The following is a 26,291-nucleotide window of genomic DNA, read 5'->3' on the forward strand; positions in this document are numbered from 1 at the left end:
ACGTGGTGGATCGTAACAGCGCCCGCCGCTCCCGCGACCCCACGACGCCGCTGGGCAACCTGTATCGGCACAACATCTATTGAACATGACGCCAAATTCAAGTAGCGTCCGACCCACTGACGTGGCCTGGGTCACATCAGTTCTCGCCCACTCATAAAACTGGAGCAAGCCATGCCTGCGAATCCGGCTTCCCCGACCGCATCGGATCAGCCGACCAATGTCGCCGACCGGTGCTGGCAGCACGCCGCCGAACGCCCCGAAGCCATCGCGCTGCTGGCCACGGACGTACAGCTCACCTACGGCGAATTGGCCAGGCGCAGTGCGGCTTACGGTGGCCTGCTGCGCGAATCCGGTATCGCCACGGGCGACCGGGTGCTGCTGGTGGCGCCCACCGTTGCCGAATTCGTCGTCGCATATCTGGGCGCGCAGCTCATCGGCGCCATCGCCATCACCATGAACACCATGGCCACCGCGCCCGAAATCGGGTATGTGCTCGACGACTCCGGCGCGCGGATCGTCATCGCATGGCACGGCGCGCAGGAGGCAGCACAGGAGGCGGCCACCGAACGAAATCTGCCATTGCTCGCGCTCGCGCCGGGCGCGCATGCCGAACCGGCCGAGCCCGTGGCCGAACCGGTGCGCCGCCGCGCCGACGACACCGCCGTGCTGCTCTACACCTCCGGAACCACCGGCAAACCGAAGGGCGTCGAACTCACCGTCGCCAATCTGACCGAGACCGCTCGAATCTTCACCGATCAGCTGCAGCTCGGCCCGGACGATCGCTTCGGCACCGGACTGCCGCTGTTCCATGTCTACGGGCAGGCGGTGTGTCTGCTCACCGCGCTGCACGCGGGCGCGTCCTTCGCCATGGTGACGCCCTTCGAACCGCGGGCCATGATCGCGATGATCCGCGATCAGCAGCTCACCCACGTCGCCGGTGTGCCGACCATGTGGAATGCCATGCTGCACGCGGCCGGTGACTACAGTGCAGCAGATTTCGCGAGCCTGCGGCTGGCGGCATCCGGCGGGGCGTCACTGCCCGGTGAGGTGATCCGCGCCTTCTCGGATCGCTTCGGCTGCACCATTCTCGAGGGCTACGGACTCACCGAATCCACCGGTGCGGCGACCTACAACCCGCTGAATCGCGAACAGCGGGTGGGCTCGGTCGGCGCTGCGCTGCCCGGGACGTCGATCGAGGTTCGCGATCCCGACGGCAAGATACTGCTGGCAGACACCGTCGGCGAGATCTTCCTGCGCGGCCCCAGCATCATGAAGGGGTACTGGAACCGGCCCGACGCCACCGCCGCCGATTTGCGCGACGGCTGGTTGAAGAGCGGCGATCTGGGCCGCGTCGACGCCGACGGCTATGTCTATATCGTCGACCGCGCAAAGGATCTCATCATTCGCGGCGGATACAACGTCTATCCGCGCGAGGTCGAGGAAGTGCTGTACGAGCATCCCGACATCGTCGAAGTCGCGGTGATCGGCATTCCGGACGACCACTACGGCGAGGAGGTCGGTGCGGTCGTCGCCGCCACACCCGGGGTCGAACTCGATCCGGCGGATCTGCGGTCCTGGGCAAAGGAGCGGCTGTCCGCGTACAAAGTGCCGCATCGCTTCGCCTTCACCGACCAGCTACCCAAGGGCGCCACCGGCAAGATCCTCAAACGCGCTCTCGACCGGAATCTCTTGACAGACAAGGCATCCCGATGACGGAAATCCCCACCGCGACCGGAATCGTGGACTCCGCCGAACTCGGCCGCGTCCTAGTGCACGAGCACGTTTTCGTACTCGGCGAGGAATTCCGGCAGAACTATGCCGACTGGGACGAGGACGCCCGCGTCGACGATGCCGTGAGTCAACTCGACGAGTTGAAATCCCTCGGCATCGACACCATCCTCGATCCGACCGTGCTCGGGCTGGGCCGCTATCTGCCGCGCATCCAGAAGATCGCGGCCAGAACGGATTTGCGGATCATTGTCGCCACCGGCATCTACACCTACAACGATGTGCCCTTCCAATTCCATTACACCGGTTCGGGTTTGCTGTTCGATCGGCCGGAGCCGATGGTGGAAATGTTCGTCAAGGACCTCACCGAGGGCATCGCCGATACCGGTGTGCGCGCCGGATTCCTCAAATGCGCCATCGAGGAACCCGGACTGACGCCCGGCGTGGAACGCGTCATACGCGCGGTCGGGCAGGCATCGGCGCAAACGGGTGCGCCGATCACCGTGCACACCAACCCGCACACCCGATCCGGGCTGGTGGCGCAGCGGGTGCTGGCCGAGGAAGGTGCGGATCTGAGTCGCGTGGTAATCGGCCACTCCGGCGACACCACCGATATCGATTACCTCACCGAACTCGCCGACGCGGGATCGCTGCTCGGCATGGATCGATTCGGGCTCGACGTCCTGCTGCCGTTCGAGGATCGGATCGACACCATTGTCGAACTGGTGCGGCGCGGCTACCTGGACAGCGTGGTTATCGCACATGACGCGGCGTGCCACATCGACTGGTTCGATCCGGAGGCCAAAGCGCAGGTGGCGCCGCGGTGGAACTACCGGCACATCAGTGAAGATCTGATTCCGGCGCTGACCGCGCGGGGACTCACCGAGGACGATATCGACGCGATTCTGGTGCGCAATCCGCGCCGGTACTTCGAGAAGTGAACCGAATAGATACCCGGAGCAACGCCGTTGACTGCCATCTCCCCGCGTAGTGCCCATCTGACGTTCCGCGCGCTCGAGCCGATACACGGGGTGATCTACTTCACCCCGCACGGCCCGGATGCTTACCGCGAGTTGGGCATTACGGATCCGCGCATGATGTACTTCGCGTCCCGGTCCGCGGCATTCGGGCCGGTGGCTGCCGAGGTCACCATCGCCACGTTCTTCAATTTCAATCCGGACGCGGTGCGGGCCGTCATCCCTGCCGCATGGGAAATCACTTCCCCCGCAGACATTTTCCGAGCTCGTATGCGTGCCGTCGATCGGTCGCTTCGGCAGGCATGGGGCGATGACATCTATGGCCCCGAGGTGAGTGAAGCCGCCGAGCTCGCCCGGCAAGCCGCCGAACGTGCCTGCGAACGCCCGCAGGGCCGTCCGTTGTTCGCGGCGCATGCGGCGCTGCCGTGGCCCGATGAACCACATCTGATGCTGTGGCATGCGCAGACACTGCTGCGGGAGTACCGCGGCGACGGACACGTCGCCCTGCTGCTGACGGAGGGGCTCGACGGTATCGAGGCATTGATCACCCACAGTGCGACCGGCGAGATATCGCCGGAAGTGTTGCGCGCCAGCCGATCCTGGAGCGAACTGGACTGGGCCGCGGGTGTCCGGCGGCTTCGTGAGCGGGGTTGGATGGCCGACGATGCTGTCGCGCTGAGCGAGCACGGCTCCGAGCGACGCGGCGCGATCGAGAGCCGGACCGACGAACTCTCGGTCTTTCCGTACGAAGCGATCGGCGAAACCGGGTGTGCGCGCCTGCGTGCGCTCGCTTCGCCGTTGGCGATCCGGGTGATCGAAGGCGGCCTCGGATTCCCGCAGCTGCTGTCCGCGCGCTATCGGCAGGTGGTCGGGTAGGTCTTCAGCTGACGCTGCGGGCGAAGTCGATGAGTGCGGCGCTGACTTCGTCCGCGCGTTCCTGCTGAATCCAGTGTCCGGCCCCGTCCAGGACAACGGTCGCCCGCAGGTCGGACAGTATGTGAGCCATCTTGGTGGTCGGAGTGAACCGGATGACGGCATCCTGGGACCCTGCGATGAACAGCGCGGGCTGATGGATCTTCGCATCGGCCAGGTGCGCGCTGTGTTCCCAGTTGCGGTCGAGGTTGCGATAGTAGTTGAGTCCGCCGGTGAAACCGGTCGCCGTGAAAGTCTCTATGTAGTAGGCGAGTTCGTCCTCACTCAGCCAGGCCGGAGCCGCCATCTCGGAACCGTTGCCGCTCAACAGATCCCGGACACCGACGACATCGTCCTGCAGCAGCGTGCGACGCACATCCGACGCGAGCTCAGCGTCAGCGCGGCCCGGTTCCTGAAACCAGCACATATAGAACTCGTCGCCGAGCCGGGACCGCAGAATCGGCAACGGCGCCGCGACCGACCGCGGTGTGGCCGGAACACTCAACCCCGCAACGGCCCGCACCCGATCCGGATGCCGCAGGGCCAACTGCCACACCACCGACGCACCCCAGTCATGACCGACGAAGATCGCATCCTCGACACCGGCCGCATCGAGCAAACCGACGAGATCATCACACAGCGCGGCCATGTCGTAGTCCTCGATCCGGGCCGGCCGAGAACTGCCACCGTATCCACGCATATCGGGTGTCAACGTCCGGAAACCCGCCTCCGCGAGCGCGAAAACCTGATGCCGCCAAGAAAATCCGAGCTCGGGAAAACCATGACAGAACACCACAACGGGACCGTCACCATGCTCGACAACCCGCAACTCGATCCCATTGGTCGCGACCTGGCGACTCCCCAGCCCCAGCCACTCGTCCAGCAGATTGCGTGCGTCCAATGGGTCACCTCGTCTACCACGGCAATATAGATCGCCACCGTATTCGACTCTGACGTCAAGTTCAACTTTCGGCTCCGTGCGTCGAACCTCTTGATCGCCGCTTAACCTACGTGGCGCCCTATGTTTATGAAGACCAAGACCAGCGTCTATCTCGCGCCTGATCAGGCGGCCCGCCTCGAGAAGGCAGCGTCGGAGTCGGGACGATCGGAAGCCGATCTCATCCGCGAGGGAATCGAACTGGTACTGCTCCGGGCACACAAAGTCCAACGGAGCCGGCGCCGACACCTCGGCCATCATCGCCGCCTACGATCGTGCCGCTGAACTAGCCGCAGGGCGCGGGCAGCGGCATTGGCTCCGCACATGCCATGAGCGCCGGGGCCGGGTGGGGTGGCGGCAGAGCACATGTAGTGGCCGGGGAGGCCGATATCATAGGGCTGCAATGTTTTTCGCGGGCCGAAGACGAGTTGGGGAATGTCTTTGGCACCGGTCATGATGTTGCCGCCGACGTAGTTGGGGTTGTATTCGGCGAAACCGGGAGCGGTGCGGACGATGGTGCCGACGATGCGGTCGCGGAAGCCGGGGGCGAAGGCTTCGATCCGGGCGCTGATCGCTTCGGTGGCGTCGCCGGTGAAGCCATGCGGAACATGGGCATAGGTCCACACCGCGTGCACGGCGCCGACCGAACGCTGGGGGTCGGCGAGGTACTGCTGTCCGACCAGGACGAACGGGCGCGCGGGCATGCGCCCGGCATGGATTTCTCGTTCGGCGGCCGCGATTTCGGCGAAACCGCCGCCGAGATGGACGGTTCCGGCCCGGCGGGCGGGTGCGGCGGTCCATGGAACCCCGCCCTCGACCGCGAAGTCGACCTTGAAGGCCGCTGGCCCATAGCGGAATCGCCGATATGCCTTGGCAATTCGAGGCGGAAGCCGGTCACCGAGGATTTCGGCGACCGCGGTCGGCGCCAGATCCCACATGGTGATGTCGGTGGGCGGCAACTGCCATGGCGACCGCACGTGCACACCGATTTCGATCTTCCCGCCGAGGTCGAGCAGCAGCGCGGCCATCGCATCGGTGATGCGCTGTGAGCCGCCGACGGCAACCGCCCAGCCGTGTCGATGCCCCGCGGTGAGGATGCCGAGCCCGACGCTGGCGCTCAGTGGTCGGTGCAGCGGGTGGAACGCGTGCGCGGCGACGCCACCGAACAATGCCCGCGCCTGCTCGGTGCGGAAGATCTCCGCAAGTAGTGATGCCGGTGCCAGCGCGGGAATTCCGAAGCGGGCCAGGCTGATCGGATGCCGGGGCAGCCGCAGCAGCGGGCGCATGATGTCCGCACCGAACCGGTCGTAGGCGGCGACCGGCCGGTCGAACAGCAGCCGCCAGGCCCGGCCATCGGTACCGAGACCGGCGGCGGTCTCGGCGACCGAGCGATACAGCACCCCGGCGGTTCCGTCGTCGAGTGGGTGGGCGCAGTCGATCTCCGGCCACGCCCACCGCAGCCCGTAACGCTCGAGTTCTAGACCGCCCAGAAACGGCGATCCGACCGCCATCGGATGGATGGCCGAGCAGTGATCGTGTACGAGTCCGGGCACGATCGCCTCGCTCGAACGGGTCCCACCGCCGATCTCGTCGGCCGCCTCCAGCACGGTCACTTCGACACCGGCTCGGACGAGAGTGATCGCGGCGGCCAGGCCATTCGGTCCGCTGCCGACGACGATGGCGGTTTTCATCGGATGTCCTTCCTGAAAACTATTGGGACACAGGCACTACGACACCATTTCCGACTCCGGTTCGGCCCTGCCGGACAAGGCGTGGAACGCCTCCTCCCGCCGCCAGGTGACCTGCAACGGAATCGGACCGTCCGGCAGCCACGGCTGGGCGGCCACCGCGTCACGGACCCGCCAGGTGCCGCGTTCGATGACGCCGAGCGCGGCATCGATCACCTGATACTCCTGGGTTCCCCGATGGATCGGCTGTGATTCGACCCAGACGACGATCCATTCGCCGGGTTCGAATCCGACCCTCGCTTGTACGGCGTTGATCAGGTCCAGATTGTGCAGGTGGCCGTCGCCGAAGTTGAAGCCGATCAGCGAGTTGCAGCCGAACTCGGCCTCGCGCACCGTCCAGCGGTCGATCTCGTGGATGTTCTTCAGCAGCAGGGAGAATAGTCCGCGGCCCTGGCTGTGCATGGACCGCCACGCGATGGTCTGCTGCATGGTGATCTCGGCGACCGCGGGCGGATAGCCCATGGCCTGCAGTTGGTCGATCTGATTCTTGGTCGGCCGGTGCGGCAGGGCATTCAGCTTCTCCTCAGCACCGGGCGCGAAGGCCCACAGTGCCGAAGCCCAGTTTCCGGCGTATTGGCGCATCGACGGCAGGAACGACACCAGATCCGGACGCAGGTTGCCCAGAATCGGGAAGCAGACCAGAACCGCGACGATCGCGACGGTCAACCATGGCGAGGACATGTCGGTGAAGGCATAGCCGTCCCCGGCGGGGAAGCCCAGGAACAGGAACACCGTCAGATAAGCGAAGATGACATTCCATTCCTGCGGCACCGCCAGCGCGAACATCGAAATGATCGTCAGGTGGAACACCACCATGAGCACCACCGCCGCCAGGATGATCCACCGGTTGGTGGCGAACAGCAGCACGAGCGGAGTGGCTATCTCCACGGCCGAACCGCCGACATGCGCGGTGAGCGAGGCCAGCTTCGAGGGCCGGATATCGCGCGGGAAGTCGCGGTAGTACCGCCGCTTGACGCTCTTGAACGGCACACACGGACCATTCGAGGTCATCGCCGACACGACATTGCTGAAGTGGTGGCCGTACTTCGAGATCCCCGCCCCGATCCACACCGCGCAGATCAGCAGTTTCGCGGCGATGATCATGTCGACGAACGGCAATACCGCGAAGAACACCAGCGCGGGCAGGTACTGCTCGCCACGGGCGGCGAGGAAGATCGTCTTGTCCCGTAACCCGCACAGTATGTACAGCACAATCGGCGCGATCAGCAGCGTCGGCTGCACCAGGCCGGTGGTGTTGTCGGGCACCGCGTCGCTCAGCGAGGAACTCGGCACTCCCGGCAGCAGGATCGGCACCAGCAGACTGGCCAGGAATGCCAGATACAGCAGCACATCCACACCGGTGCGGCGATCGCCATCGGTGAACGGCACCCGCCGCCACGGCCGCAGCCGGATCGCGCCGCGCCGGGCATAGAACAGGATGCCGCCGATCATCGGCTTGAATTTGCCCGCGATCGGTCCCCACGATCCGGCGATGCCGATCGCCTCGAGCAGCACCGTCCACAGGATCAGCTTCTGATACACGATCGGCTGGTTCCACCAATGCGCCACATCCCAGAACGGGCCGACGCCGGATGTCCAGGTGACCACCGCGGTACCGCCGAGAACGTAGAGGATCAGCACCTTGACCATATAGATGGTGTGGATCATTTTCGGCGTGCCGAATCCGTATTCCACCCAATGCAGGGCCAGTGCTTTCATGCGCTCCATGAGCGGTTTGTCGAGAAATGTCTCCGGATCGACGGGCGGGAAGTCCGCCTCTTTGAATCCCATTGTTCGAACCTTTCAATGGCAGGATTTCGGGCAGGCACGAGCCGCATCCGAAATACCGGTGATTATGGATTGTGTGGCCGGGCGGATAATCTGCTATGCACTCGCCGCGAGTGCACGGAGTTTTCGTTTATCGATCTTTCCGACGGGATTTCTGGGCAGTCCGTCGGCCAGGAAGATCGATACCGGCGCCTTGATGCGGGCCAGCGACCGCAGACAGTGCTCGATCAGCTCGACCTCGGTGACCACCGAACCGGGCAGCGGCACGATATGGGCGACCGGAACCTCGCCGAGAACCGGATCGGGCGCACCGACCACGGCCGCTTCCAACACGCCCGGGTGAGCATGCAGGACATTCTCGATCTCCTTGGGATAGATGTTCTCGCCACCGCGGATGATCATGTCCTTGATCCGGTCCACCAGCACCAGGTAGCCGTCGGCATCGAACCGGCCCACGTCCCCGGTGTGCAGCCAGCCGTCGACGATCGTGCGCGCGGTCGCATCCGGCTGGCGAAGATAGCCGCGCATGACATTCGGCCCGCGCACCACCACCTCGCCGGGCGATCCGTCCGCGAGCAGGTTGCCGTCGGGATCCATGATCGCGACGGTCTGCCCGGGCAGCGGAAGCCCGACGGTACCCGGCTTCCTTTGCCCCGCAGGCGGATTCAACGTCGAAGCGCAGGTGCCCTCGGACAATCCGTAGCCCTCGACGATCGGTACACCGAACCGGGTTTCGAAGCGTGCGATCAATTCGGCGGGCATCGGCGCCGCACCGCAGATCACCCGGCGCAGCGACGAGGTGTCCGGGCGCAGTTGTTCCGGTTGGGACACCAGCATCGCGTAGATCGCGGGCACCGCAGAGAAATAGGTCGGCCGGACCCGCGCGAGGAGATCGAAGAATGTCGATGCGGAGAATCTTCCGGCGATACTGGCGCGACCGCCCGCCAGCAGCGGCGACAGCACGCTCACCACGATCCCGTTGACGTGGAACAGCGGCAGGATCAGCAGGCTGTGATCGGACTCGTCCAGGCTCAGCGCGTCGATGATCATGCCGCACATCGCGGCGATATTGCCGTGATCGAGCATGACTCCCTTGGGCCGCCCGGTCGTACCGCTCGTATAGATGAGCAGCGCCAGACCATCTCCGACAGCTGAATCCACCATGGCGTCCGTATTTGCCGACCGCCCGGCCACGTCGGCCACATCCAGCGTCCCGATGCGGCGCCCACCCTCGGTGATCACCACCTTCGCCGCGGCATCCTCGATTTGATAACGCCCTTCGTCGAACGTCAGGTCCGGATTCACCGGCGTGACGGCTGCCCCCAGACGCCATGCGGCGAACAGAATTATCACCAATTCCATTCGATTCGGCAGCGCCACCGCCACGACATCCCCGGAACGAATTCCATGCCCATATAAAACGGCGGCAGCCGCGCGCACACGGTCCGCGAAGGCCTGATTATCCAACTGCTCACGATCATCCGCGATACAGGGACCGGTCGGATTCCGTTCGGCTCTGATATCCGGTAATTCGGCGATGTGGTGCACGATTTCCTCACCATCGGGTGTGATCGGTATTACATTCCAACGGTAGGCACCCGGCCGACCCTCGACTACGGGCCGGTATCCCAGAATTCACCGACGGCTTTGTACTGCAGGCACAAAGGGTTTCCGAATACCGCCGAACCCGACCATGCCGTCGGTTACTGTCCGGCTATGAGTGCCGGCGTGGACCCGATCGTGCGCGAGGTCGCGGGAAGTATCAAGGCCGATCTCGAGCGGCTGACCGTCGAGATGACCTCGATGTTCGCCGATGTCATCCCGGAGTTCCGGCACGACAGCGAGGTGCGGCGGCTGATGGTCGCCAGCACCTCTTCCAATCTCGTCGCCATTATCGACATGCTGGCCCTGAGCATCTCCATCGACGACATCACCGTGCCACCGGCCGCCGCCGAATACGCCCGCCGATTCGCCCAACACGATATGTCCCTGGAAGCGCTGCTGCGCGCCTATCGCCTCGGTGAACACATGTTCCTGCAGCAGGCCATGACGATCCTGCGCGAATTGGATCGGTCCGCCGACGAGGCACTGGCGACCATGAGCCGGATCGCCCTGCTGGTCAACAGCTACATCGACCAGGTCATCGAGGGCATCATCGACATCTACGAAAACGAACGCCGCCGCTGGGACACCCGCTCCGATGCCACGCGCGCCGCACAGATCCGCGCCGTACTCGACACCGACGAACTCGATCTGGCATCGGCCGAACAGATGCTGGCGACCTCACTGCGCGGCTGGCACCTCGCCGCAGTCATCTGGATACCACCGGGCTCCCCCGCCCCGGCCGGTCTGCTGCGCGCGGGCGCGGCGATGCTGTCCGCGGCCACCGGAAAGACCGCATTGACGATCACCGTCGATGAACAGAACTGCTGGGCCTGGATCTCCTCCACCGGTAAACCCGACCTCGATGCCGACCGGCTCGACAACGAGCTGCGCACACGACCGACGCTGCGCATGGCAGTCGGCGAACCCGGCACCGGGCTCGACGGATTCCGTCGCACCTTTCGCGACGCACAGCGCGCCCGCGGCGTCGCCATCGCGACCACCCACCTCGACCGTCAGCTCACCCTGCATTCCCGAATTGCCTTGGCCAGCCTGCTGATCGACCATCTCGCCGATGTCCGGGCCTTCGCCGATCGCGTGCTCGGCGACCTCATGCGCGACGATGAAGCGACCACCCGGCTGCGGGAGACGGTACAGATCTTCCTCGATGCCCGCGGCAGCTTCACCGATGCCGCCACCCGTATGCACGTGCACAAGAACACCGTCCACTACCGAGTCCGCAAAGCGGAGGAAATCCTCGGCCACCCGGTATCGGAGAACCGGCTCGAAATCGAGGTCGCCTTGCTCGCCTGCGCACAGCTCGGACTGGATCGACCGGAGCGCCGACGCAGCTGATTCTCAGCCTTGCGCCAACTCCTGGGCGGCCTCTTGGCCCGCCACGCCGGTTCGCTGCAGGAAGTCGGCGATCACCTCGAGTTCGGCCTCGGAGTAGCGCGAGCAGAGTTCATCCATGCGGTTGTTCATGCCGGAGAACAGCTCGAACAGTTCGGAATTCCGTTCGCGCACCGCATGCAGGGTGACCGCGCGACGATCCGTGGAGTCCGGGTCGCGTTCGCGGACGATCCATCCGCCCTTCTGCAGGCGATCCAGAATTCCCGTCATGGTCGCGGGGTGGAGTCCGGCGCGGCGCGCCAACGCCGTCGGGGACATGGGGCCGTGGCGGTTGATCAGGTCGAGGCAGGTCCAGTCGACGTCCTTGAGTTCGACCCGGCCGCCGAACCGTCGATTGAGCAGCGAAAGCTGAATATTCAAGTCACGCAATGCTTCCCGCACGTCGGCCGTCAGTCGCCGACGGCTGCGCGTCGATGTACGACCTGCTGAACTCATTGTCCGTCACCTCGCCTACGTTTATACGGTTTTCGTATCATACGTAGGCGAGGGGCAGGTCCGGCTCGCCGGTGTGCGATTGGCTCCGTCAGGCGGGAACGACGCGGAAGACCGCGATTCGATGCGCCGACGCGGCCACGCCATCCGGAGTGGCTGCATCGGCCAGTCCGGTGGTGACGAAACGCTGGCCGACGCTCTTCGGACTCGTCGCCACCAATTCGTGCAGCAGCGGCGGGCGCTCGTCGACGGGCACCTCGACCAGGCGCGCCGTCGATGACTTGCGGCCGCGCGTCAGCGTAACGATATCTGCCGCACGGGCATTCGCGACCCACGCCGCCTTCGGGAATGCCTGGAAGATAAAGCGTCCGCTGTCGAGCTGGTTCACCGCGATCGGGAAGGTGCGCAACTGCCCGCTGCGCCGCCCCGCGACCGTGAGCAGTTGCATCGGGCCGAAGGCGATGCCTATCCGCTGTAGCCCGACGATGACCTTGTTGATGGTGTTGGTTGTCCGACGGTAACTATCTGCACTCATGCACACAATCCTAGTTGAAGATTATACGAGTTTCATATCGTATATTTCACATACCAGCGCGGTCGCTCCTGGACGAAGCGACCGGCGTCGGCGATTATCACTGCCAGGACAGTCGGACGCGCCGACGTCGGCGTATTCGATGGATGCGGCTCGCCTAACAGCTCCTGGCAACCGAGCACGTCATCTACTGCCCACCGACGATTCGTCGCCGACGTAGGCCGACCACAGCTTGCGGTAGGGGCCGGAGTACCGCGCCGTCGGTGGTGTCGTACAGGCGCGCAAGCAGTTTCACCAGAGTGGACTTGCCCGCGCCGGTTTCGCCGACCACGGCCACCTTCTCGCCGGGCGCGATCGTCACATCGATATCCGACAGCACCCGCGCACCGGCACTGTCGTAGGCGAAACCGGCCGAGCGATCTCACTGCGCGGCGCAGCCCCCTGCTCAAGCACCGCACGCAAGAACGCCCCCACACTATTGCCCCCAGCCACCACCGTCATCTCACCCTCGGTCAGCCCGACCGGGACATCATCGCCCCCGCCCGACCCGAGCGACACCCTTGCACTCGAGCCGATTCCGAGAAGGCGCCCGGGTTGACGGCTGAAGATATGCCGCCGATTTGGTCCACGGCGGCATCATTCGAATTCCATTCCGCTTCCGACCGAACTGGTGCTGTCCGAACTCGATTGCTGCCCTCGATCCGGAATACCGAGGGCAGCAGCCGAATTCAGGCCGACACCGTGGACCGGATATTCGGCAGACCGAGGTTGTCGCGCAGCGTGGTTCCGGCGTATTCGGTGCGCAATACGCCGCGGTCCTGCAGCAGCGGCACCACCTGGTCGACGAATTCATCGATGCCCCATGGCACCAGGTGCGAGCCGAGGATGAAGCCGTCGGAGCCCTCGTTCTGGACGAAGGCATCGATCTGCTCGGCGACCTGGGCGGGAGTGCCGACCAGGGGCCCGCGTTCGAACTGATCGATCACGACCTCGCGCAGGGTGAGTTTCTTCGCCTCGGCGACCTGGCGCAGGCGCTCGGCCGTGGCGAACCGGTCCTGATGCACGAAGGCGCGCCCCTGGATGATCGGCGGCGCATCGGGATCCGGATCGATATCGGGTACTGGTCCCTCCGGGTCGTAGCCGGACAGGTCGCGGTTCCAGATCTGTTCCAGCAGGATCAGCGCGGTCTGTCCGGTGACCTGCTCGTTGCGCACGGCGCGGAACTTCTCGATCGCCTCGGCCTCGGTATCGCCGAGCACGAAACTCGCCGACGGCAGGATCTTGATGTCGTCGGCCGCACGGCCCGCCGCGACCGCGCGCGCCTTGATATCGCGGTAGAAGTCCGCGGCCTCCGGCAGCTTGCCGTACGGGGAGAAGATGGCGTCGGCATTGGCGGCGGCGAAGGCGCGGCCCTGCGGCGAGACACCTGCCTGCAGGATTACCGGCCGACCCTGCGGGCTACGCGGCACGGTGAATCGCCCGGAGATATCGAATTGGTTGCCGTGGAAGGCGAATGCTCCGGCGTCGGGGCGGCCCAGGAAACGGCCGGACTCCTTGTCGGCGACGATGTCGGCGGCGTCCCACGAATCCCAAAGGACGCGAACGGCATTCAGTGTCTCCTCGGCCCGCACATAGCGGTCCGCCGGATCGAGGAAGCCGCTGCGGCGGAAGTTCTGGCCGGTGAAGGCGTCGAAGGAGGTCACCACATTCCAGGCGGCGCGACCGCCGGACAGGTGGTCCAGGCTCGCGAGCTGGCGGGCCAACTCGTAGGGCTCGTTGAAGGTGGCGTTGATCGTGCCCGCGAGCCCGAGATGCTCGGTGACCGCGGCGATCGAGGCGAGCACGGTGAAGGTATCGGGGCGGCCGATGATGTCCTGATCGAAGATCTTGCCCGCGCGTTCGCGCAGGATGAGACCTTCGGCGAGGAAGAAGAAGTCGAATTTGCCGCGTTCGGCGGTGCGCGCGGTGTGTTCGAAACTGCTGAAATCGATCTGGCTGCCCGCCTCGGGATGCCACCAGGCGGTGTGGTGGTTGACGCCGCCGAGGTAGGCGCCCAGGATGACCTGCTTACGTGGGGTACTCATGCTGACCTCGCTCAAGCTGTCGCGTAACGGTTGGGAACGTCGGTGGGCAAGCCGAGCAGCGCGCGCAGCGAACCATCCGGATAGTCGGTGCGGAACACACCGCGACGTTGCAGGGCGGGCACGAGCCCACCGGCGATGGCGGCCAGGTCATCGACCGCGACACCCGGCCGCAATCGGAAGCCGTCGATCCCCTGCTCGCTCCAGGCGGTGAGCAGTTCGGCGAGTTCTTCGGCGCTGCCCGCGAAAACCCCGGCATCCGAGGCGAATTCGACACCGGCGAGCTCGTTCAACCGCGCCAGGCGCTGCGGACCGGTGGCTTCGTCGGTATCGAGGAATACGACGACATCGGCGTAGACCCGTAGCGGTTCGCCCGTGCGCTCCACGCGCGCCTCGGCGGCCGCGACGTGCTCCAGAATTGCGCCGGGACCGGCCTCGCGACTCGGCGTGACGAAGACCAGATCCGCTGAGCGAGCGGCGAATTCGTAGATCAGCGGACCGTGCGCCAGCGCAGCCACCACCGGCTGCCCCTGGGGCGGACGCGGTGTGATGGAGGGTCCACGGACACTGAAGAAGCGGCCCTCGAAATCGATGTAGTGCAGTTTGTCGCGATCGATGAAGCGGCGGGCGGCCACATCGCGGATCTCCGCATCGTCCTCCCAGCTGTCCCACAGCCGCCGCGCCACCTCGACCACATCGGCGGCTTCGTCGAACAGATCGTGCACCCGGTTCGGAAAGACGCCCGACGCAACAGCTTCCGCGATATCGGCGGCGGTGAGTTCGTGCACTTCGCGACGGCCGAAGTGCGCGGCCTCCTCGGCGCTGCTGGATGCCCGCACCTGCCAGCCCGCCCGGCCACGCGAGGTGTAGTCGAGGGTGGCGATCGATTTTGAAACGTGGAACGGTTCGGTATGGGTGACCGTCACGGTCGGAATGAGCCCGATGTGCCGGGTGACCGGCGCGACCCGCGCGGCGATCAGATTGGCATCTATCCGGGCCCGGACCTGGTCGACGGCGTCATCGGACGGCTCGTGCGGCGTGCCCGGAACCCGCAGTGTGTCCTCGATGCTGACGAAATCCAGCAGTCCGCGCTCCGCGGTGGCGACCAGATCCGTCCAGTAGCCGGGGCTGAACAGCTCGGCGGGCCGGGAGTTCGGCTCCCGCCACGCGGCCGGATGCCAGCCCGCTCCATCGAGCGCGACGCCGAGATGTAGTTGTTTCGGTGCCATCGTCTCCCGTTCCTGTGCATGCGCGAATGTCATGTCCTGCAACGCGCGCGATCGCTGATGCGTCGGGCGTAGCCGACTCCGACCGGACGCTGCCCTGCTCGGTCTGAGTCCGCGCCGACCGCATATGGCGTGGCCAGGCGATATTCGTGGCGGGACCGACCCGGTGGTGTCAACGATTGAGATCAGCTCGAGCGCGGGGAAATACGCTGTGAGTCGACTACCACCGGATAGAAATTCCGCTGAGCACAATCGGTGCCGACACTCGTGCGCCTCGCTAACGTTCTCCGGTCGGAACCTGTTGCGGAGGAGTGCGCGATGACCACCGAGTCGACCATCGACATCAATACCCCACTGCACCCGCTCGACGATCCGGTGCGGGCATCGCTGCGCGGTGAGCACCGCCGCTTCGCCAGCTGGGTGGGCCGCATCGGTCGCTACGACCCGGACGTCGCCAGGTTCGTCGGTCATCCACCGGTGCTGGACGAGCAGGATTGGGCCGATCTGGCCACCCTGCTCGGACCGGGCGGCAGCACCGCACTGCGCGGTGAGGGCCATGTGCCGCCGGACGACTGGACCGTGCTGAACGAATTCGGTTCGGTGCAAATGGACGGCACCGCGCTACGCGTCACCCACGATCCGGAACTCGAGGTACTCACCGCCGCCGATGTGCCGGAGATTCTGGAGCTGATCGCCCGCACCGAACCCGGCCCGTATGCGCCTCGGACCATCGAAATGGGCACCTACCTAGGGCTTCGAGTGGACGGCAGGCTGGTGGCGATGGCGGGTGAGCGCCTGCACCCACCGGGCTGGACCGAGATCAGTGCGGTGTGCACCGATGCCGAATTCCGCGGCCGCGGCTTCGCCTCTCGACTGACCCGTGCGGTCGGCGCGAGGATCCGGGCGCGCGGCGAGACACCGTTCCTGCACGCCGTCGCCCACAATGCGACGGCGATCAGTCTGTACGAGACATTGGGATTCACCCTGCGCAAGCGTTCGTTGTTGACGCTCGTGCAGGCACCATCGTCTAACGGCTCGGCATCGACGCCGAACTAGCCGCCGAGATCATTCCGTGCGCTCGGGTAGCGGAGGAAGTTCCAGGTTCTCGCGGAAAGTGCCACCGACATAGTCGTTTCCGACGATTCCCCGGCGGCGCAATTCGGGCAGCAGTCCATTGGTCACGAAATCCCGAGTTCGGGCATCGGCCAGACCGCCCAACGAGATGACATCGAGAACCCCTGCGCGATAACGCTCTTCGACAGCATCAGCCAGTTGTTCCGGCGTTCCGGCTGCCGCCCAGTGCCCGGTATCCTTCGCGGCGATGATCAGCTCACGCAGCGTACGACCCGATGCCGCCAGCTTGGTGAAGATCTCCACCCGCCCACGACGGCGATTCACCGAATTCAGTTCCGGCAGCAGCGTTTCCGGGATCGGCCGATCCAGCGGCAGTTCCGAAAGATCGATACCGCCGCCGAACATATCGGCCAATTGGATTCGGCCCGCATCGAAGTCGGTCGCCTCGGCCGCCTCCCGGACCAACCGGCGCGCCTCTTCTTCCGTTGCTCCATAAGTCGCATGGAACGACTCATGATCAGCGGTAAGCCTTGTGCGCGACCGTGTTCCGTCGCGCGGGCGCGAATCGTCTTGGTATAGGTCACCGCATCTTCGAGCGTCGGCAGCGAGGTGAAGACCACCTCGGCGAACCGCGCGCCGAGCTCGATTCCGCCCGCCGATTGACCGGCCTGGAATTGGACCGGGCGACGCTGTGGCAACGGCGGGATATTGACCGGACCCCGCACCGTGAAGTATTGCCCCGCATACTCGATCGGACGCACCTTGGTCGCGTCGAGGACCGCGCCGCCGCTTCCGTCGGGAGTCAGCGCCCCTGGTTCCCAGCTGTCGAACAGCGCGTTGACGACCTCGAGTGATTCGGTCGCCCGCGCATACCGCTGCTCCGGGCTCGGCAGATCCTGATCGCCGTAGTTCTCCTCACCGACCGAGGATGTGACGACGTTCCAAGCGGCGCGGCCGTTGCTCACATGGTCGAGCGTTCCGAACAGCCGGGCGAGATTGTAGGGGTGGTGGAAGGTGCTGGTCACGGTGGCGATCAAGCCGACGTGCGAGGTAACCGCGCTCAATGCGGACAGAAAGATCAGCGGCTCCTGCGCGCCGATCGCTCCCTGTGCGCCGAAGCTCAGCAGGTCGGCGGCGAACAGGGCGTCGAACTTATTTGCCTCGGCGATTTTCGCGATCTCGATCGAGGACGCGACCGTCGATTCGTGCGGATCGATCGCGGCCGCATAGACACTCACCGCGCCGCTGACTCCGGTGACTGTTTTCAACGCCCGACGTCGTGCAGAGCTCATTTGCTCGAGACAACCGTATTCCGCTCCCGCAGAACAGGTTTGCGATCAGCTCGAATGGAATCGGTCAGAGTTCGGGAAGATCGGGCAGTGGCGCGGCGACTATCTGACGCGCCTCCTCTCGCGGCACCCCCAACGCGCACAGCACCAGTTCGGCCGCACCCGCGCCGGCATCGCGCCAGGCCTGATGCCCTTCGAGCACCATCCACATCGCACTGACCACCGCGCCCGTGACCATCGATATCCGCGACGACCACGCCCGTGCGCTCTACGAACGCGACCTCGTGCTGATCCGGCCGGACCAACACGTCGCGTGGCGTGGCAACGCCGCCCCGACCGACCCGCTTTCCATCGTCGACCGCATCCGCGGCGCGCACGCCTGACTTTCAGAACCGGCTGTCGATCAATTTCGTTTCCGCGATGGCGAATACGGTGTCGCTGATCTTGCCGAGCAAGGCCAGCAGCACAATGGCCAGCAGCATGACGTCGGTGCGACCGCTGTTCTGGCTGTCTATCAGCAGGAAGCCGAGCCCCTTCGACGAGGCGATCAGCTCGGCCGCTACCAGGAACAGCCAGCCATTGGCCAGGCCGAGTCGCAGACCATTGACAACCGCCGGTGCCACCGCAGGCAATTGGATCGAGAACAACAGCGCGGCCCGACGCAGTCCATAGGCCCTGCCGAGTTCGGTCAGGTGCGGATCGACCTGCGCCAGAGCCGAAGCCGTCGTCGTATAGATCGGGAAGAACGCACCGATGGCCACCAGCACGATTTTGGGTTCCTCGCCGATGCCGAGCCACAACAGCAGCAGCGGCACCCACGCCAACGACGGCACCGTGCGGAACAATCCGACGGTCGGCGCCAGTAGCAGTCGGGCGATATCGAACAGCCCGACCACCGCGCCGAGGACAAGTGCGATGAGCGCGCCACTGGCGAAGCCGAGCAGCACCCGCTGGATGCTGATCGCCAGATGGCTCCACAGTTCGTCGCGCTGTAGCAATTCCCGCAGTGCGGCAAGCACATCCGCGGGCGGCGCGAGCTGACTCGGCGAATACAGTCCGGCCGAGGTCACCCCTTGCCACAGCAACAGCAGCAGCACGGGCACAACCAGTCCGAGCGCCACCCGGTCCCAACGGATCCGGCGCACAGCACGCGGCGGCACGGTCGGGGTCACCGTCACCGAAGCGCCTGCTGTGCGAATTTCGGCTCGAAGAGTGCGCCGAGTGCGGCCTCGGCGGCTTCCTTCGATCGCACGTCACCGTCGGCCACAATGATCGGCACGATCGGGGTGAGCACCGCCCGCTGGGCCTCGCCCGGCACCGGATCGACCTTCAGCACGGTGCGCTCGAGCGTTTCCTCGGCGACGTCGAGGGAGGTCTTCGATTCGGTCGCTAGCAGCTGCGCGAGTTCGTTCGGATGTTCCAGCGCCCAAACCCGGGCCTGCTCATAGGCATTGACCACGGCTTGGACCCGGTCCGGATGCTGTGCGATGAAATCGGCGCGGGCATTGAGTACGCCGTAGGTCTGGAAGTTGGCGTTGCGGTATAGCAATCGCGAACCCTGCTCCTGACGGGTCTGCGCCATATAGGGATCCAAACCCGCCCATGCGTCGACATCGCCGCGTTCGAGTGCGGTCTTACCGTCGGCGTGCTGCAGATTGGTCACTTCCACGTCCTTGGCGGTGAGACCGGCCGTCCGAAGTGCTTGCAGCAGTGTGAAATAGGCGTCGGTGCCCTTCGTCGCCGCGATCTTCTTACCCTTCAACTCGGCCACCGAGGTTATGGGTGAATCCTTCGCGACGACCAGCGCGGTCCATTCCGGCTTGCTGTAGACCGAAATGCTTTGCAGCGGTGTGCCATTGGCCTTCGCCAGCAGCGCCGCCGAACCCGCGGTCGAATTCACGTCGATCGCATCGGCGCGCAGGCTTTCATTGGCCTTATTGCTGCCCGCGGAGAACACCCAGGTCACCTTGGCGCCGGACTTCTCCAGCAGGTGCTGGTCCCGGATGACCAGGCTCAGCGGGTTGTAGTAGGCAAAGTCCAGCCGCACCCCATCCGCCCCGGCGGCACCAGACTTTTCGCCCTCCGCGCAACCCGAAAGCAGCGTCATCACCGTCGCCGCGACGGCTGCCAGGACAATCGTCGGTCGTCTCATCAGAGTGTCTCCTTGACGGTGGCGCGGCGCGGAACGCCGAGTCGTTCGAGTAGGTCGAGCCGCAGTGCGGCCAACTGCGGGTCGGTATCGTCACGGGGGCGATCGGCGGATACCTCCAGGGCCGCGCCGATCGTGAAACCCTTTTTGCCACTTATGGTTTCGAGTACGACAACACGGTCGGCCAGGCGCAGCGCCTCGTCCACATCATGGGTGACGAGTACGACCGTGATGCCCGCGGCGCGCTGCACCTCGTCGAGCAGGTCCTGCATTCGCAGCCTGGTCAGCGCATCCAGCGCCGCGAACGGCTCGTCCAGCAGCAGCACGCCCGGATGGCGAACCAGCGCACGGGCCAATGCCGTTCGCTGCGCCATGCCCCCGGACACCTGTCGCGGCCGATGTCCCTCGAATCCGGCCAGGCCGACGATCTCGAGTCCACGCCGCACCTCGGCCTCGCCTTCAGCCCGCGAGATGGTCGGTGGCAGACCCAATGCGACGTTGCCCGCGAGGTTGCGCCACGGCAGCAACCGCGGCTCCTGGAAAACCACCGCGCAGCGCGGGTCGATGCCACGCATCGGCCGACCGTCCAGCACGACTTCGCCCTCGGTCGGCTCGTCCAACCCGGCGATGACCCGCAGCAGTGTCGACTTCCCGCTGCCGGACGGACCGACCAGGGCGATCACCTCGCCCGGCGCGATCTCCAATTCGATATCGCGCAGGACGGTATGGACGCCGAAACTGCGGCCGAGGCCGCGCAATGCGACCCCGGCGGCACGACTGGCAGTGGGTGACACGTCGACTACTGAGCGGCGGCGAATCCGCCGCGGAGATCGGCGAGGATGTCATCGATCCCCTCGATGCCGACCGCGAGACGGACCAGACCCGGCGTGACACCGGCCGCCAACTGCTCTTCCGGAGTCAGCTGGGAGTGGGTGGTCGAGGCCGGATGGATTACCAACGAACGCACATCGCCGATATTGGCGACGTGGCTGTGCAGCGTGAGCGCCTCGACGAAACGCTTACCCGCATCGACCCCACCGGCCAATTCGAAGCCGATCACCGCGCCGACGCCCTTGGGCGCGAGGGTGCGCCCGCGTTCGTACCACGGGGAGGACGGCAGCCCGGCGTAGGACACGGAGGTCACCTCCGGACGGGCCGCGAGGAAGTCCGCCACCGCCTTCGCGTTCTGCACATGCCGTTCGATCCGCAGACTCAGCGTCTCCAGACCCTGGCTGATCAGGAAGGCGTTGAACGGCGAGACGGCCGAGCCGAGATCGCGCAGCAGTTGCACCCTGGCCTTGAGTGCATACGCGGGAGCGCCGAGGTCGGCGTACACCACGCCGTGGTAGCTCGGGTCCGGCGTGGTGAAGCCGGGGAACCGGCCGCCGGTCCAATCGAAGGTGCCGCCGTCGACGATCACGCCCGCGATGGCCGCACCGTGGCCGCCCAGATACTTGGTCGCCGAATGCACCACGATATCGGCGCCGTGGGCGAGCGGCTGGATCAGATACGGCGTCGCGACAGTGTTGTCGAGGATCAGCGGAACGCCTGCGGCATGGGCGATTTCGGCGATGCCGGGAATGTCGAAGATGTGGTTCTGCGGGTTGGAGATCGTTTCGCCGTACACCGCCTTGGTATTCGGCCGGATCGCCGCGCGCCACTGGTCCAGATCGTCCGGATCGTCGACGAAGCTGACCTCGATGCCCAGTTTCGGCAGCGAGTAGCGGAACAGGTTGTAGGTGCCGCCATAGAGCCGTGGGCTGGACACGATGTGATCGCCCGCACCGGCGATATTCAGGATCGCGAAGGTCTCCGCGGCCTGTCCGGATGCCAGCAGCAGCGCCGCGACACCGCCCTCCAACGCCGCGATCCGCTGTTCCACGGCATCCTGGGTCGGGTTCATGATGCGGGTGTAGATATTGCCCGGTTCGGCTAGACCGAACAGCGCCGCAGCGTGCGCGGTATCCCGGAACGTGTAGGAAGTGGTCTGGTAGATCGGCAGGGCGCGGGCATTGGTCGTGCCGTCCGGCGCCTGTCCAACGTGGATCTGCTTGGTTTCGAAGCTCCAGTCGGCGCTCGGGTCGGCCTGGGTCTGGTCGCTGGTGGTCACATCAACGGACACTAAGAAGCGCCTGCCTGGGCGTCGATAATTACATTCAGCCGGAACCGAATCCGAGCCGCGAAAACCATGGCCGGAATCGACTCTGATCCTTTTATCAGATACGATTTCGATAACGGAAACGACGGGAAGAGGACATGGTGACAGGTGTGGTGGGCAACCGCATCGACAGGCGACGCGAGCGGACGCGCAATGCGCTGATCGGGGCGGCACGGAAGTTCCTGTCGGAGGGGCGATCCGCGGTCAGCATCCAGGAGATCACCGATGCCGCCGATGTCGGATTCGGCTCGTTCTACAACCACTTCCAGTCCAAGGAACAGTTGTTCGACGAGGCCGTGCGGTCGGTGCTGCAGATCTACAGCGAGATGCGCGACGAGATCGTCGCCATGTACGACGATCCCGCCGAGGTATTCGCGGTGAGCTTCCGGATGACCGGGCGGCTGCAGCGCCAGATCCCGGAGGGCGTGCGGGTGATCCTGAATTCCGGTACGTCCGTGCTGCTGCGCGACGAGGGCTTGGGCCCACGCGCGCGCCGCGACATCATGTCCGCCCAGGAGGCAGGCCGGTTCGAACCGATGGACCCGGATATGGCGCTGATGGCCGCGGGCGGGGCACTGCTGGGACTGCTGCAACTATTGGACACCCGGCCCGAGGCCGATGCCGAGGCGCTCATCGACGAGTTGACCCTGCGTGTGCTGCGGATGTTCGGTATGAACAAGCGCGCGGCACAGAAGCTGGTATCCAGCGAATTGCCGCCGCAGCCCCAGCTGTGATCAGCCGTCGACCGCTGCGGCCAGTCGCGGCAGTTGCCGCAGCGGATTGTGGTGTTCGATCTCCATGCGCTGATCGGCATCGAAGATCTCGCTGAGTCCGGGCGCGGGATCGTGCGAACCCCTCTGCGGGAGCGTGAGCGCGCTGAAGGGCCAGTCGGAGCCGAATACGATGTGATCACGGTTCGTCACGGCGAGCACCCCGGCCATGGCGGCGGGCGAACCACTGAGCGCGGTGTCGTAGTAGAAACGCGAGATCTGGTTCTTCATATCGAGCACCGACGGTTTCGGCAGGTCTTGCGGCCACAGCTCGCCCAGCACCGTTTGCGACGCGACACTGATGCGCCAGGACAGGAACGGAACGGTCCCGCCCGCGTGCGCGAGCTGGAAGCGAATGTTGGGATAGCGCTGGGTCATTCCGGTGACCATCATCATGGTCGCCGCGCGCGTCGTGTCGAAAGTGAACTCCTCCAGGAAGTCCGGCAGCGGTTGCCACAGTTTGACGATATATTGCAGCAATGATGAAATCATCAGCTGGTGCCATCGCGCGTGCCACCAAAACCCTGTGGCGTGCCGGATGCACGGACTCGCGCCTGGTCGGACCGTTCGCGGCACCGCAATCGCCGCTCAACGTCGACGAGGTCGGACCGCATCGCTGGATCGGCACGGCCGCAATCGAATTGGACCGTATCAAGCGCTTGCCGAAGCGCAGCGAAACCACCGTCAACGACATCGCGCTCACCGCCTGTGCCAGGGCGCTGCGCCGATACATGATCGAGATCGCCGACCTACCGGACAAGCCGTTGGTGCTCGGCTGCCCGGTCTCCATCGCACCCGAGGGATCCGCGACCGCCAGTTCGATCGGCATCATGTTCGTCGACTCGGCCACGGACGAACCTGATGCCGGGGCTCGGCTGTCGCGGATCTCCGCCTCGACGCGGGCGGCGAAGCAACACCAGTCGGCGTTGCCGCCCGCGGCCCTCGTCGGCTAGGCGATTGTCGCCATGGCGCGCCAGACACACCGCGCCAACTCGTGCCCGGCGCCGTCGCCCACGTGCCGCCGACGTTCAACCTGATCCCCGATGTCGCCCGCCTCGCCCGCCTCGCCCGCTACCTCGGTGCCGCCTTCGACGAACTCAAAGGCCATTACGCCACGGCGCTGCCCGATCTGGCGCGCAGGCCGGCCGGATAGGCGTGAGCTGCGGTTATGACACATATGACGGGTTCGATCGGCCTACCCTGGGAAGTGGATTCACGAGACCGAAGGGAAGTCGAAATGAACCGCGGAGGTGACCCATTCGCCCACACCGAACAGACAGCGCGAATCTGGCTCGACACCGTTATGGAGTGCCTGGGGACCAGTGATCGCCGTTATGCATACCGCGTGCTCCGCGCGTGGTTGCATACGGTGCGTGACCGTCTGACGGTGGATGCGGCAGCGCATCTCGGCGCGCAGCTCCCGGAGCTGTTGCGCGGCATTTACTACGAGGGCTGGCGTCCGAGCGACGTTCCGAAACGCTACGACCAATCCGAATTCGTGCAGCTCTTCGCCGCGGAGGCCGCGATCTCCGACGGCGATGTGCCATTTACGGTGACCTGTTTGAGCGCGGCGCTGCGGGACCGGTTCTCCCCGGGCACGCTGGAGCACGCCCTCGAACAACTGCCACCCACACTGCGCGAGCTCCTGTTGTCCCCCGAAACGGCCCCACCCAAGACGGCCAGGCACGGTACGGCCGACCGGCTGGATCGACTGGAACGGTCGGTCGAGTCACTCACGGATACGCTCGCGCGCATCGATCAGCGGCTGGCCGGGATGTCATCGGATCAGACCGGTAAATACGAGGCCGTCTATTAGCCACGGTTTAACAGATAGTCCAGCGGTAACCCGCACATTGACGCTGCTCGGCGAGTACGAGATCAGCGCGAACCTCTCCGATTCCGAGGCAGCTTCCGAACCATCGATCGACCGGAGGAAACTATGGCCAATCCCACCAGCCAGCGATCCGACGTGCAACGGACGCCGGCCCGCGCGGACCTGCACAGTGCCGCGTTCACCGACCACGCGACGATTCCGGACCGCTACTCCTATGACGGCGGAAACGTTGTCCCGCCGCTCGAGTGGAGTGGCATCCCCGACGACGCCGAAGAGCTCGTCCTGTTGTGTGAGGACGAGGACGCACCGGGCGGCCCGTTCACCCACTGGCTGATGACCGGCATCGCGCCGAATGCGACCAGTGTCCGGGCGGACGCGCCGCCGCCCATGGCCGTCGTAGGTCCCAATGATTTCGGTGAAATCGGCTGGAGCGGTCCGCGACCGCCGGCCGGCGACCGGCCACACCGGTACTTCTTCCGCCTCTACGCCCTGGACCAAAAGCCCGGATTCACCAAGGAAACCACGGCCGACGTGGTCCGCTCGGCCATCACGGACCACGTCATCGCGAGCGGCACCCTGGTCGGCCTCTTCGCCGCCTGACCCACCCGCACCGCGCATTCTTACGCCGCGATCGCCTCGGCGCGCAGGCGCGAGTAGTCCTCGCGTGACAGCGGGGCCGCGTTCGGTGCGCCGAGGTCTTCGAGCGGGATGCGGAATGTCTCGCGCGCGGAGAATGCGGCGACCGCGGCGATCACGGCGCAGCCGAAGGTGAAGGCGCCGACGATGAGCGGAACGTTCGATTCGGGCGGCGCGACGACCGCGTAGACGGTGGGCAGGAAGGCGGTGTGGCGGTGCCGATGTTCTGCGAGACCGCGAAGCCGGTGACCATCGCGTCACGCGCGGTGCGAGCCGGATCGGCTTGGCGGAAAACATCATTGAACACTTCGAGCGAGAGCGGCCCGGTGAATCCGGCGTCGAGGACGTAGCCGAGGAAGGCAGGCAGATCGAAGGCCCTTGGCCGGGGAACAGCCGGTAGTGGCGGCTCCACTGCAGCACATCGTCAGATGCGGTGCGTCGGCGAGCTGCAGGAAGAACAGCTTCTCCCCCGGCACATCGGCAATGCCCGCGGGATCGCTTGCGCGCGAAAGGATGTGGAAGCTGTCCAGGCACAATCCGAGCGCGGAGTGGCCCACCTTCTGCACGATGCGCCACGAGTGGTCCCAGGTGTTCACGTGCGTACCCACGCGAGGGCTTCGTAGGCGATGCGGAAACCACGTTCGCTCGCATGCTCGGCCAGCACGCGCAGCTGATCGGCGGCGAGATCGTCGTCATCGATGGTGTCTGGCGCGACCGAGGAGCACACCAGGACGGTGTCGACGCCGAGCGCCGCCATCACATCGAATTTGTGTTCCGCGCGCGCCGCAGATTCGCCTCGAACACCTCCGGCGCTGCGCCCTCGAAGTCGCGGAACAGCTGATAGAGGTCGATCGACAGACCGAGCCCGGCACAGCGCTCCCGCACCTGCTACGGCCGAGTTGGCTGGCGATCAGATCGTCTTCGAACAGTTCGATGCCGCCGAAGCCCGCGGCGGCGGCCGCGCCGAGTTTGTCCTCGAGGGTTCCGGACAGGCCCCACGGTGGC

General features: G+C 65.4%; 31 protein-coding genes and 1 pseudogene. 12 read left to right on the top strand and 20 right to left on the bottom strand.

Features of this window, described 5'->3' with window-relative positions:
* Positions 1–171 precede the first annotated feature (171 nt).
* From ACFYOW_RS20705 to ACFYOW_RS20715, 3 genes are read left to right on the top strand one after another with little or no spacing between them, the layout of a single operon-like run.
* Positions 172–1,713: a long-chain fatty acid--CoA ligase gene (locus ACFYOW_RS20705; RefSeq protein ID WP_387290178.1), complete on the top strand. Its 1,542-nt coding sequence runs from the start codon at positions 172–174 to the stop codon at positions 1,711–1,713.
* Entirely contained in the window at positions 1,710–2,669 is a 960-nt protein-coding gene (locus ACFYOW_RS20710; RefSeq protein WP_387290179.1) for a phosphotriesterase, read from the top strand. The genes ACFYOW_RS20705 and ACFYOW_RS20710 overlap by 4 nt, the downstream gene beginning before the upstream one ends.
* A 27-nt stretch (positions 2,670–2,696) precedes the next feature.
* Positions 2,697–3,581 carry a hypothetical protein gene (locus tag ACFYOW_RS20715; RefSeq protein WP_387290181.1) on the top strand — a complete coding sequence of 295 codons (885 nt, stop codon included), beginning with the start codon at positions 2,697–2,699 and terminating at the stop codon, positions 3,579–3,581.
* Positions 3,582–3,585: 4 nt separating this feature from the next.
* Here ACFYOW_RS20715 and ACFYOW_RS20720 read toward each other — a convergent pair whose 3' ends face one another.
* Positions 3,586–4,518, bottom strand: coding sequence for an alpha/beta fold hydrolase (locus ACFYOW_RS20720; RefSeq protein WP_387290183.1), 933 nt, complete (start codon positions 4,516–4,518; stop codon positions 3,586–3,588).
* Between the two features lie 126 nt (positions 4,519–4,644).
* Between ACFYOW_RS20720 and ACFYOW_RS20725 the strand changes: the two genes are divergently transcribed.
* Positions 4,645–4,839 (top strand): ribbon-helix-helix domain-containing protein, encoded by a 195-nt coding sequence (locus ACFYOW_RS20725; protein ID WP_387290185.1) that lies wholly within the window; start codon positions 4,645–4,647, stop codon positions 4,837–4,839.
* Here ACFYOW_RS20725 and ACFYOW_RS20730 read toward each other — a convergent pair.
* The 3 genes from ACFYOW_RS20730 to ACFYOW_RS20740 form a co-directional block, all read right to left on the bottom strand.
* Positions 4,812–6,245, bottom strand: a complete 1,434-nt coding sequence (locus ACFYOW_RS20730; RefSeq protein WP_387290187.1) for a phytoene desaturase family protein — start codon at positions 6,243–6,245, stop codon at positions 4,812–4,814. The two genes, ACFYOW_RS20725 and ACFYOW_RS20730, sit on opposite strands and share 28 nt — an antisense overlap.
* A gap of 36 nt (positions 6,246–6,281) precedes the next feature.
* Positions 6,282–8,093, bottom strand: a complete 1,812-nt coding sequence (locus ACFYOW_RS20735; protein ID WP_387290188.1) for a DUF3556 domain-containing protein — start codon at positions 8,091–8,093, stop codon at positions 6,282–6,284.
* A 93-nt stretch (positions 8,094–8,186) separates the two neighbouring features.
* Positions 8,187–9,638, bottom strand: a complete 1,452-nt coding sequence (locus tag ACFYOW_RS20740; protein ID WP_387290190.1) for a class I adenylate-forming enzyme family protein — start codon at positions 9,636–9,638, stop codon at positions 8,187–8,189.
* A gap of 168 nt (positions 9,639–9,806) precedes the next feature.
* On the opposite strand from ACFYOW_RS20740, the gene ACFYOW_RS20745 reads away from it, so the two are divergent.
* Positions 9,807–11,048 carry a PucR family transcriptional regulator gene (locus tag ACFYOW_RS20745; protein WP_387290192.1) on the top strand — a complete coding sequence of 414 codons (1,242 nt, stop codon included), beginning with the start codon at positions 9,807–9,809 and terminating at the stop codon, positions 11,046–11,048.
* A gap of 3 nt (positions 11,049–11,051) precedes the next feature.
* Here ACFYOW_RS20745 and ACFYOW_RS20750 read toward each other — a convergent pair whose 3' ends face one another.
* The 5 genes from ACFYOW_RS20750 to ACFYOW_RS20770 form a co-directional block, all read right to left on the bottom strand.
* Positions 11,052–11,540, bottom strand: coding sequence for a MarR family transcriptional regulator (locus tag ACFYOW_RS20750; protein ID WP_387290194.1), 489 nt, complete (start codon positions 11,538–11,540; stop codon positions 11,052–11,054).
* 88 nt (positions 11,541–11,628) lie between these two features.
* Complete coding sequence (locus tag ACFYOW_RS20755) at positions 11,629–12,072, bottom strand: nitroreductase/quinone reductase family protein (protein WP_387290197.1); 444 nt, start codon at positions 12,070–12,072, stop codon at positions 11,629–11,631.
* A gap of 184 nt (positions 12,073–12,256) precedes the next feature.
* Complete coding sequence (locus ACFYOW_RS20760) at positions 12,257–12,448, bottom strand: ATP-binding cassette domain-containing protein (RefSeq protein ID WP_387290199.1); 192 nt, start codon at positions 12,446–12,448, stop codon at positions 12,257–12,259.
* A 349-nt stretch (positions 12,449–12,797) separates the two neighbouring features.
* A complete protein-coding gene (locus ACFYOW_RS20765) occupies positions 12,798–14,153 on the bottom strand; it encodes an NtaA/DmoA family FMN-dependent monooxygenase (protein WP_387290200.1) in 1,356 nt (451 codons plus the stop codon).
* 11 nt (positions 14,154–14,164) lie between these two features.
* Positions 14,165–15,379 carry an LLM class flavin-dependent oxidoreductase gene (locus tag ACFYOW_RS20770; RefSeq protein ID WP_387290202.1) on the bottom strand — a complete coding sequence of 405 codons (1,215 nt, stop codon included), beginning with the start codon at positions 15,377–15,379 and terminating at the stop codon, positions 14,165–14,167.
* Between the two features lie 315 nt (positions 15,380–15,694).
* On the opposite strand from ACFYOW_RS20770, the gene ACFYOW_RS20775 reads away from it, so the two are divergent.
* The gene (locus ACFYOW_RS20775; protein ID WP_387290204.1) at positions 15,695–16,432 is read left to right on the top strand and encodes a GNAT family N-acetyltransferase; all 738 of its coding nucleotides are present in this window, start codon (positions 15,695–15,697) and stop codon (positions 16,430–16,432) included.
* Between the two features lie 9 nt (positions 16,433–16,441).
* On the opposite strand, the pseudogene ACFYOW_RS20780 reads toward ACFYOW_RS20775, so the two are convergent.
* Positions 16,442–17,742, bottom strand: a pseudogene (locus ACFYOW_RS20780) (NtaA/DmoA family FMN-dependent monooxygenase).
* A 64-nt stretch (positions 17,743–17,806) separates the two neighbouring features.
* Positions 17,807–17,977 (bottom strand): hypothetical protein, encoded by a 171-nt coding sequence (locus ACFYOW_RS20785; protein ID WP_387290206.1) that lies wholly within the window; start codon positions 17,975–17,977, stop codon positions 17,807–17,809.
* Between ACFYOW_RS20785 and ACFYOW_RS20790 the strand changes: the two genes are divergently transcribed.
* Positions 17,970–18,122: a hypothetical protein gene (locus tag ACFYOW_RS20790; RefSeq protein WP_387290208.1), complete on the top strand. Its 153-nt coding sequence runs from the start codon at positions 17,970–17,972 to the stop codon at positions 18,120–18,122. The two genes, ACFYOW_RS20785 and ACFYOW_RS20790, sit on opposite strands and share 8 nt — an antisense overlap.
* A gap of 3 nt (positions 18,123–18,125) precedes the next feature.
* On the opposite strand, the gene ACFYOW_RS20795 is transcribed toward ACFYOW_RS20790, so the two are convergent.
* The 4 genes from ACFYOW_RS20795 to ACFYOW_RS20810 form a co-directional block, all read right to left on the bottom strand.
* Complete coding sequence (locus ACFYOW_RS20795; protein WP_387291394.1) at positions 18,126–18,824, bottom strand: ABC transporter permease; 699 nt, start codon at positions 18,822–18,824, stop codon at positions 18,126–18,128.
* Positions 18,825–18,913: 89 nt separating this feature from the next.
* Complete coding sequence (locus ACFYOW_RS20800) at positions 18,914–19,891, bottom strand: aliphatic sulfonate ABC transporter substrate-binding protein (RefSeq protein WP_387290209.1); 978 nt, start codon at positions 19,889–19,891, stop codon at positions 18,914–18,916.
* Positions 19,891–20,682 carry an ABC transporter ATP-binding protein gene (locus tag ACFYOW_RS20805; protein WP_387290210.1) on the bottom strand — a complete coding sequence of 264 codons (792 nt, stop codon included), beginning with the start codon at positions 20,680–20,682 and terminating at the stop codon, positions 19,891–19,893. Before ACFYOW_RS20805 ends, ACFYOW_RS20800 begins: the two co-directional genes overlap by 1 nt.
* Before the next feature lie 5 nt (positions 20,683–20,687).
* Positions 20,688–21,998, bottom strand: coding sequence for a bifunctional o-acetylhomoserine/o-acetylserine sulfhydrylase (locus ACFYOW_RS20810; RefSeq protein WP_387290212.1), 1,311 nt, complete (start codon positions 21,996–21,998; stop codon positions 20,688–20,690).
* A 146-nt stretch (positions 21,999–22,144) separates the two neighbouring features.
* Between ACFYOW_RS20810 and ACFYOW_RS20815 the strand changes: the two genes are divergently transcribed.
* Entirely contained in the window at positions 22,145–22,780 is a 636-nt protein-coding gene (locus ACFYOW_RS20815) for a TetR/AcrR family transcriptional regulator (RefSeq protein WP_387290214.1), read from the top strand.
* On the opposite strand, the gene ACFYOW_RS20820 is transcribed toward ACFYOW_RS20815, so the two are convergent.
* Positions 22,781–23,296 carry an amidohydrolase family protein gene (locus tag ACFYOW_RS20820; protein WP_387290216.1) on the bottom strand — a complete coding sequence of 172 codons (516 nt, stop codon included), beginning with the start codon at positions 23,294–23,296 and terminating at the stop codon, positions 22,781–22,783.
* Between ACFYOW_RS20820 and ACFYOW_RS20825 the strand changes: the two genes are divergently transcribed.
* From ACFYOW_RS20825 to ACFYOW_RS20840, 4 genes are all read left to right on the top strand, one after another.
* Positions 23,296–23,769 (top strand): wax ester/triacylglycerol synthase domain-containing protein, encoded by a 474-nt coding sequence (locus ACFYOW_RS20825; protein ID WP_387290218.1) that lies wholly within the window; start codon positions 23,296–23,298, stop codon positions 23,767–23,769. The two genes, ACFYOW_RS20820 and ACFYOW_RS20825, sit on opposite strands and share 1 nt — an antisense overlap.
* Positions 23,770–23,831: 62 nt before the next feature.
* Positions 23,832–23,969 carry a hypothetical protein gene (locus ACFYOW_RS20830; protein ID WP_387290220.1) on the top strand — a complete coding sequence of 46 codons (138 nt, stop codon included), beginning with the start codon at positions 23,832–23,834 and terminating at the stop codon, positions 23,967–23,969.
* Positions 23,970–24,119: 150 nt separating this feature from the next.
* Positions 24,120–24,632, top strand: coding sequence for a DUF2267 domain-containing protein (locus ACFYOW_RS20835; protein WP_387291396.1), 513 nt, complete (start codon positions 24,120–24,122; stop codon positions 24,630–24,632).
* Between the two features lie 123 nt (positions 24,633–24,755).
* Positions 24,756–25,250, top strand: coding sequence for a YbhB/YbcL family Raf kinase inhibitor-like protein (locus ACFYOW_RS20840; protein WP_387290222.1), 495 nt, complete (start codon positions 24,756–24,758; stop codon positions 25,248–25,250).
* Between the two features lie 20 nt (positions 25,251–25,270).
* Here the strand turns inward: ACFYOW_RS20840 and ACFYOW_RS20845 are convergent, their stop codons facing one another.
* From ACFYOW_RS20845 to ACFYOW_RS20860, 4 genes are read right to left on the bottom strand one after another with little or no spacing between them, the layout of a single operon-like run.
* Positions 25,271–25,405: a hypothetical protein gene (locus ACFYOW_RS20845; RefSeq protein WP_387290225.1), complete on the bottom strand. Its 135-nt coding sequence runs from the start codon at positions 25,403–25,405 to the stop codon at positions 25,271–25,273.
* The gene (locus tag ACFYOW_RS20850) at positions 25,402–25,698 is read right to left on the bottom strand and encodes a hypothetical protein (RefSeq protein WP_387291442.1); all 297 of its coding nucleotides are present in this window, start codon (positions 25,696–25,698) and stop codon (positions 25,402–25,404) included. Before ACFYOW_RS20850 ends, ACFYOW_RS20845 begins: the two co-directional genes overlap by 4 nt.
* Positions 25,583–25,894, bottom strand: a complete 312-nt coding sequence (locus ACFYOW_RS20855) for a sugar phosphate isomerase/epimerase family protein (protein ID WP_387290226.1) — start codon at positions 25,892–25,894, stop codon at positions 25,583–25,585. The genes ACFYOW_RS20850 and ACFYOW_RS20855 overlap by 116 nt, the downstream gene beginning before the upstream one ends.
* Positions 25,879–26,043 (bottom strand): hypothetical protein, encoded by a 165-nt coding sequence (locus ACFYOW_RS20860; RefSeq protein ID WP_387290228.1) that lies wholly within the window; start codon positions 26,041–26,043, stop codon positions 25,879–25,881. Before ACFYOW_RS20860 ends, ACFYOW_RS20855 begins: the two co-directional genes overlap by 16 nt.
* Positions 26,044–26,291: the final 248 nt, after the last annotated feature.

This window comes from Nocardia sp. NPDC006982 (assembly GCF_042869435.1).
In the GTDB taxonomy this organism is placed as follows: Bacteria; Actinomycetota; Actinomycetes; order Mycobacteriales; family Mycobacteriaceae; genus Nocardia.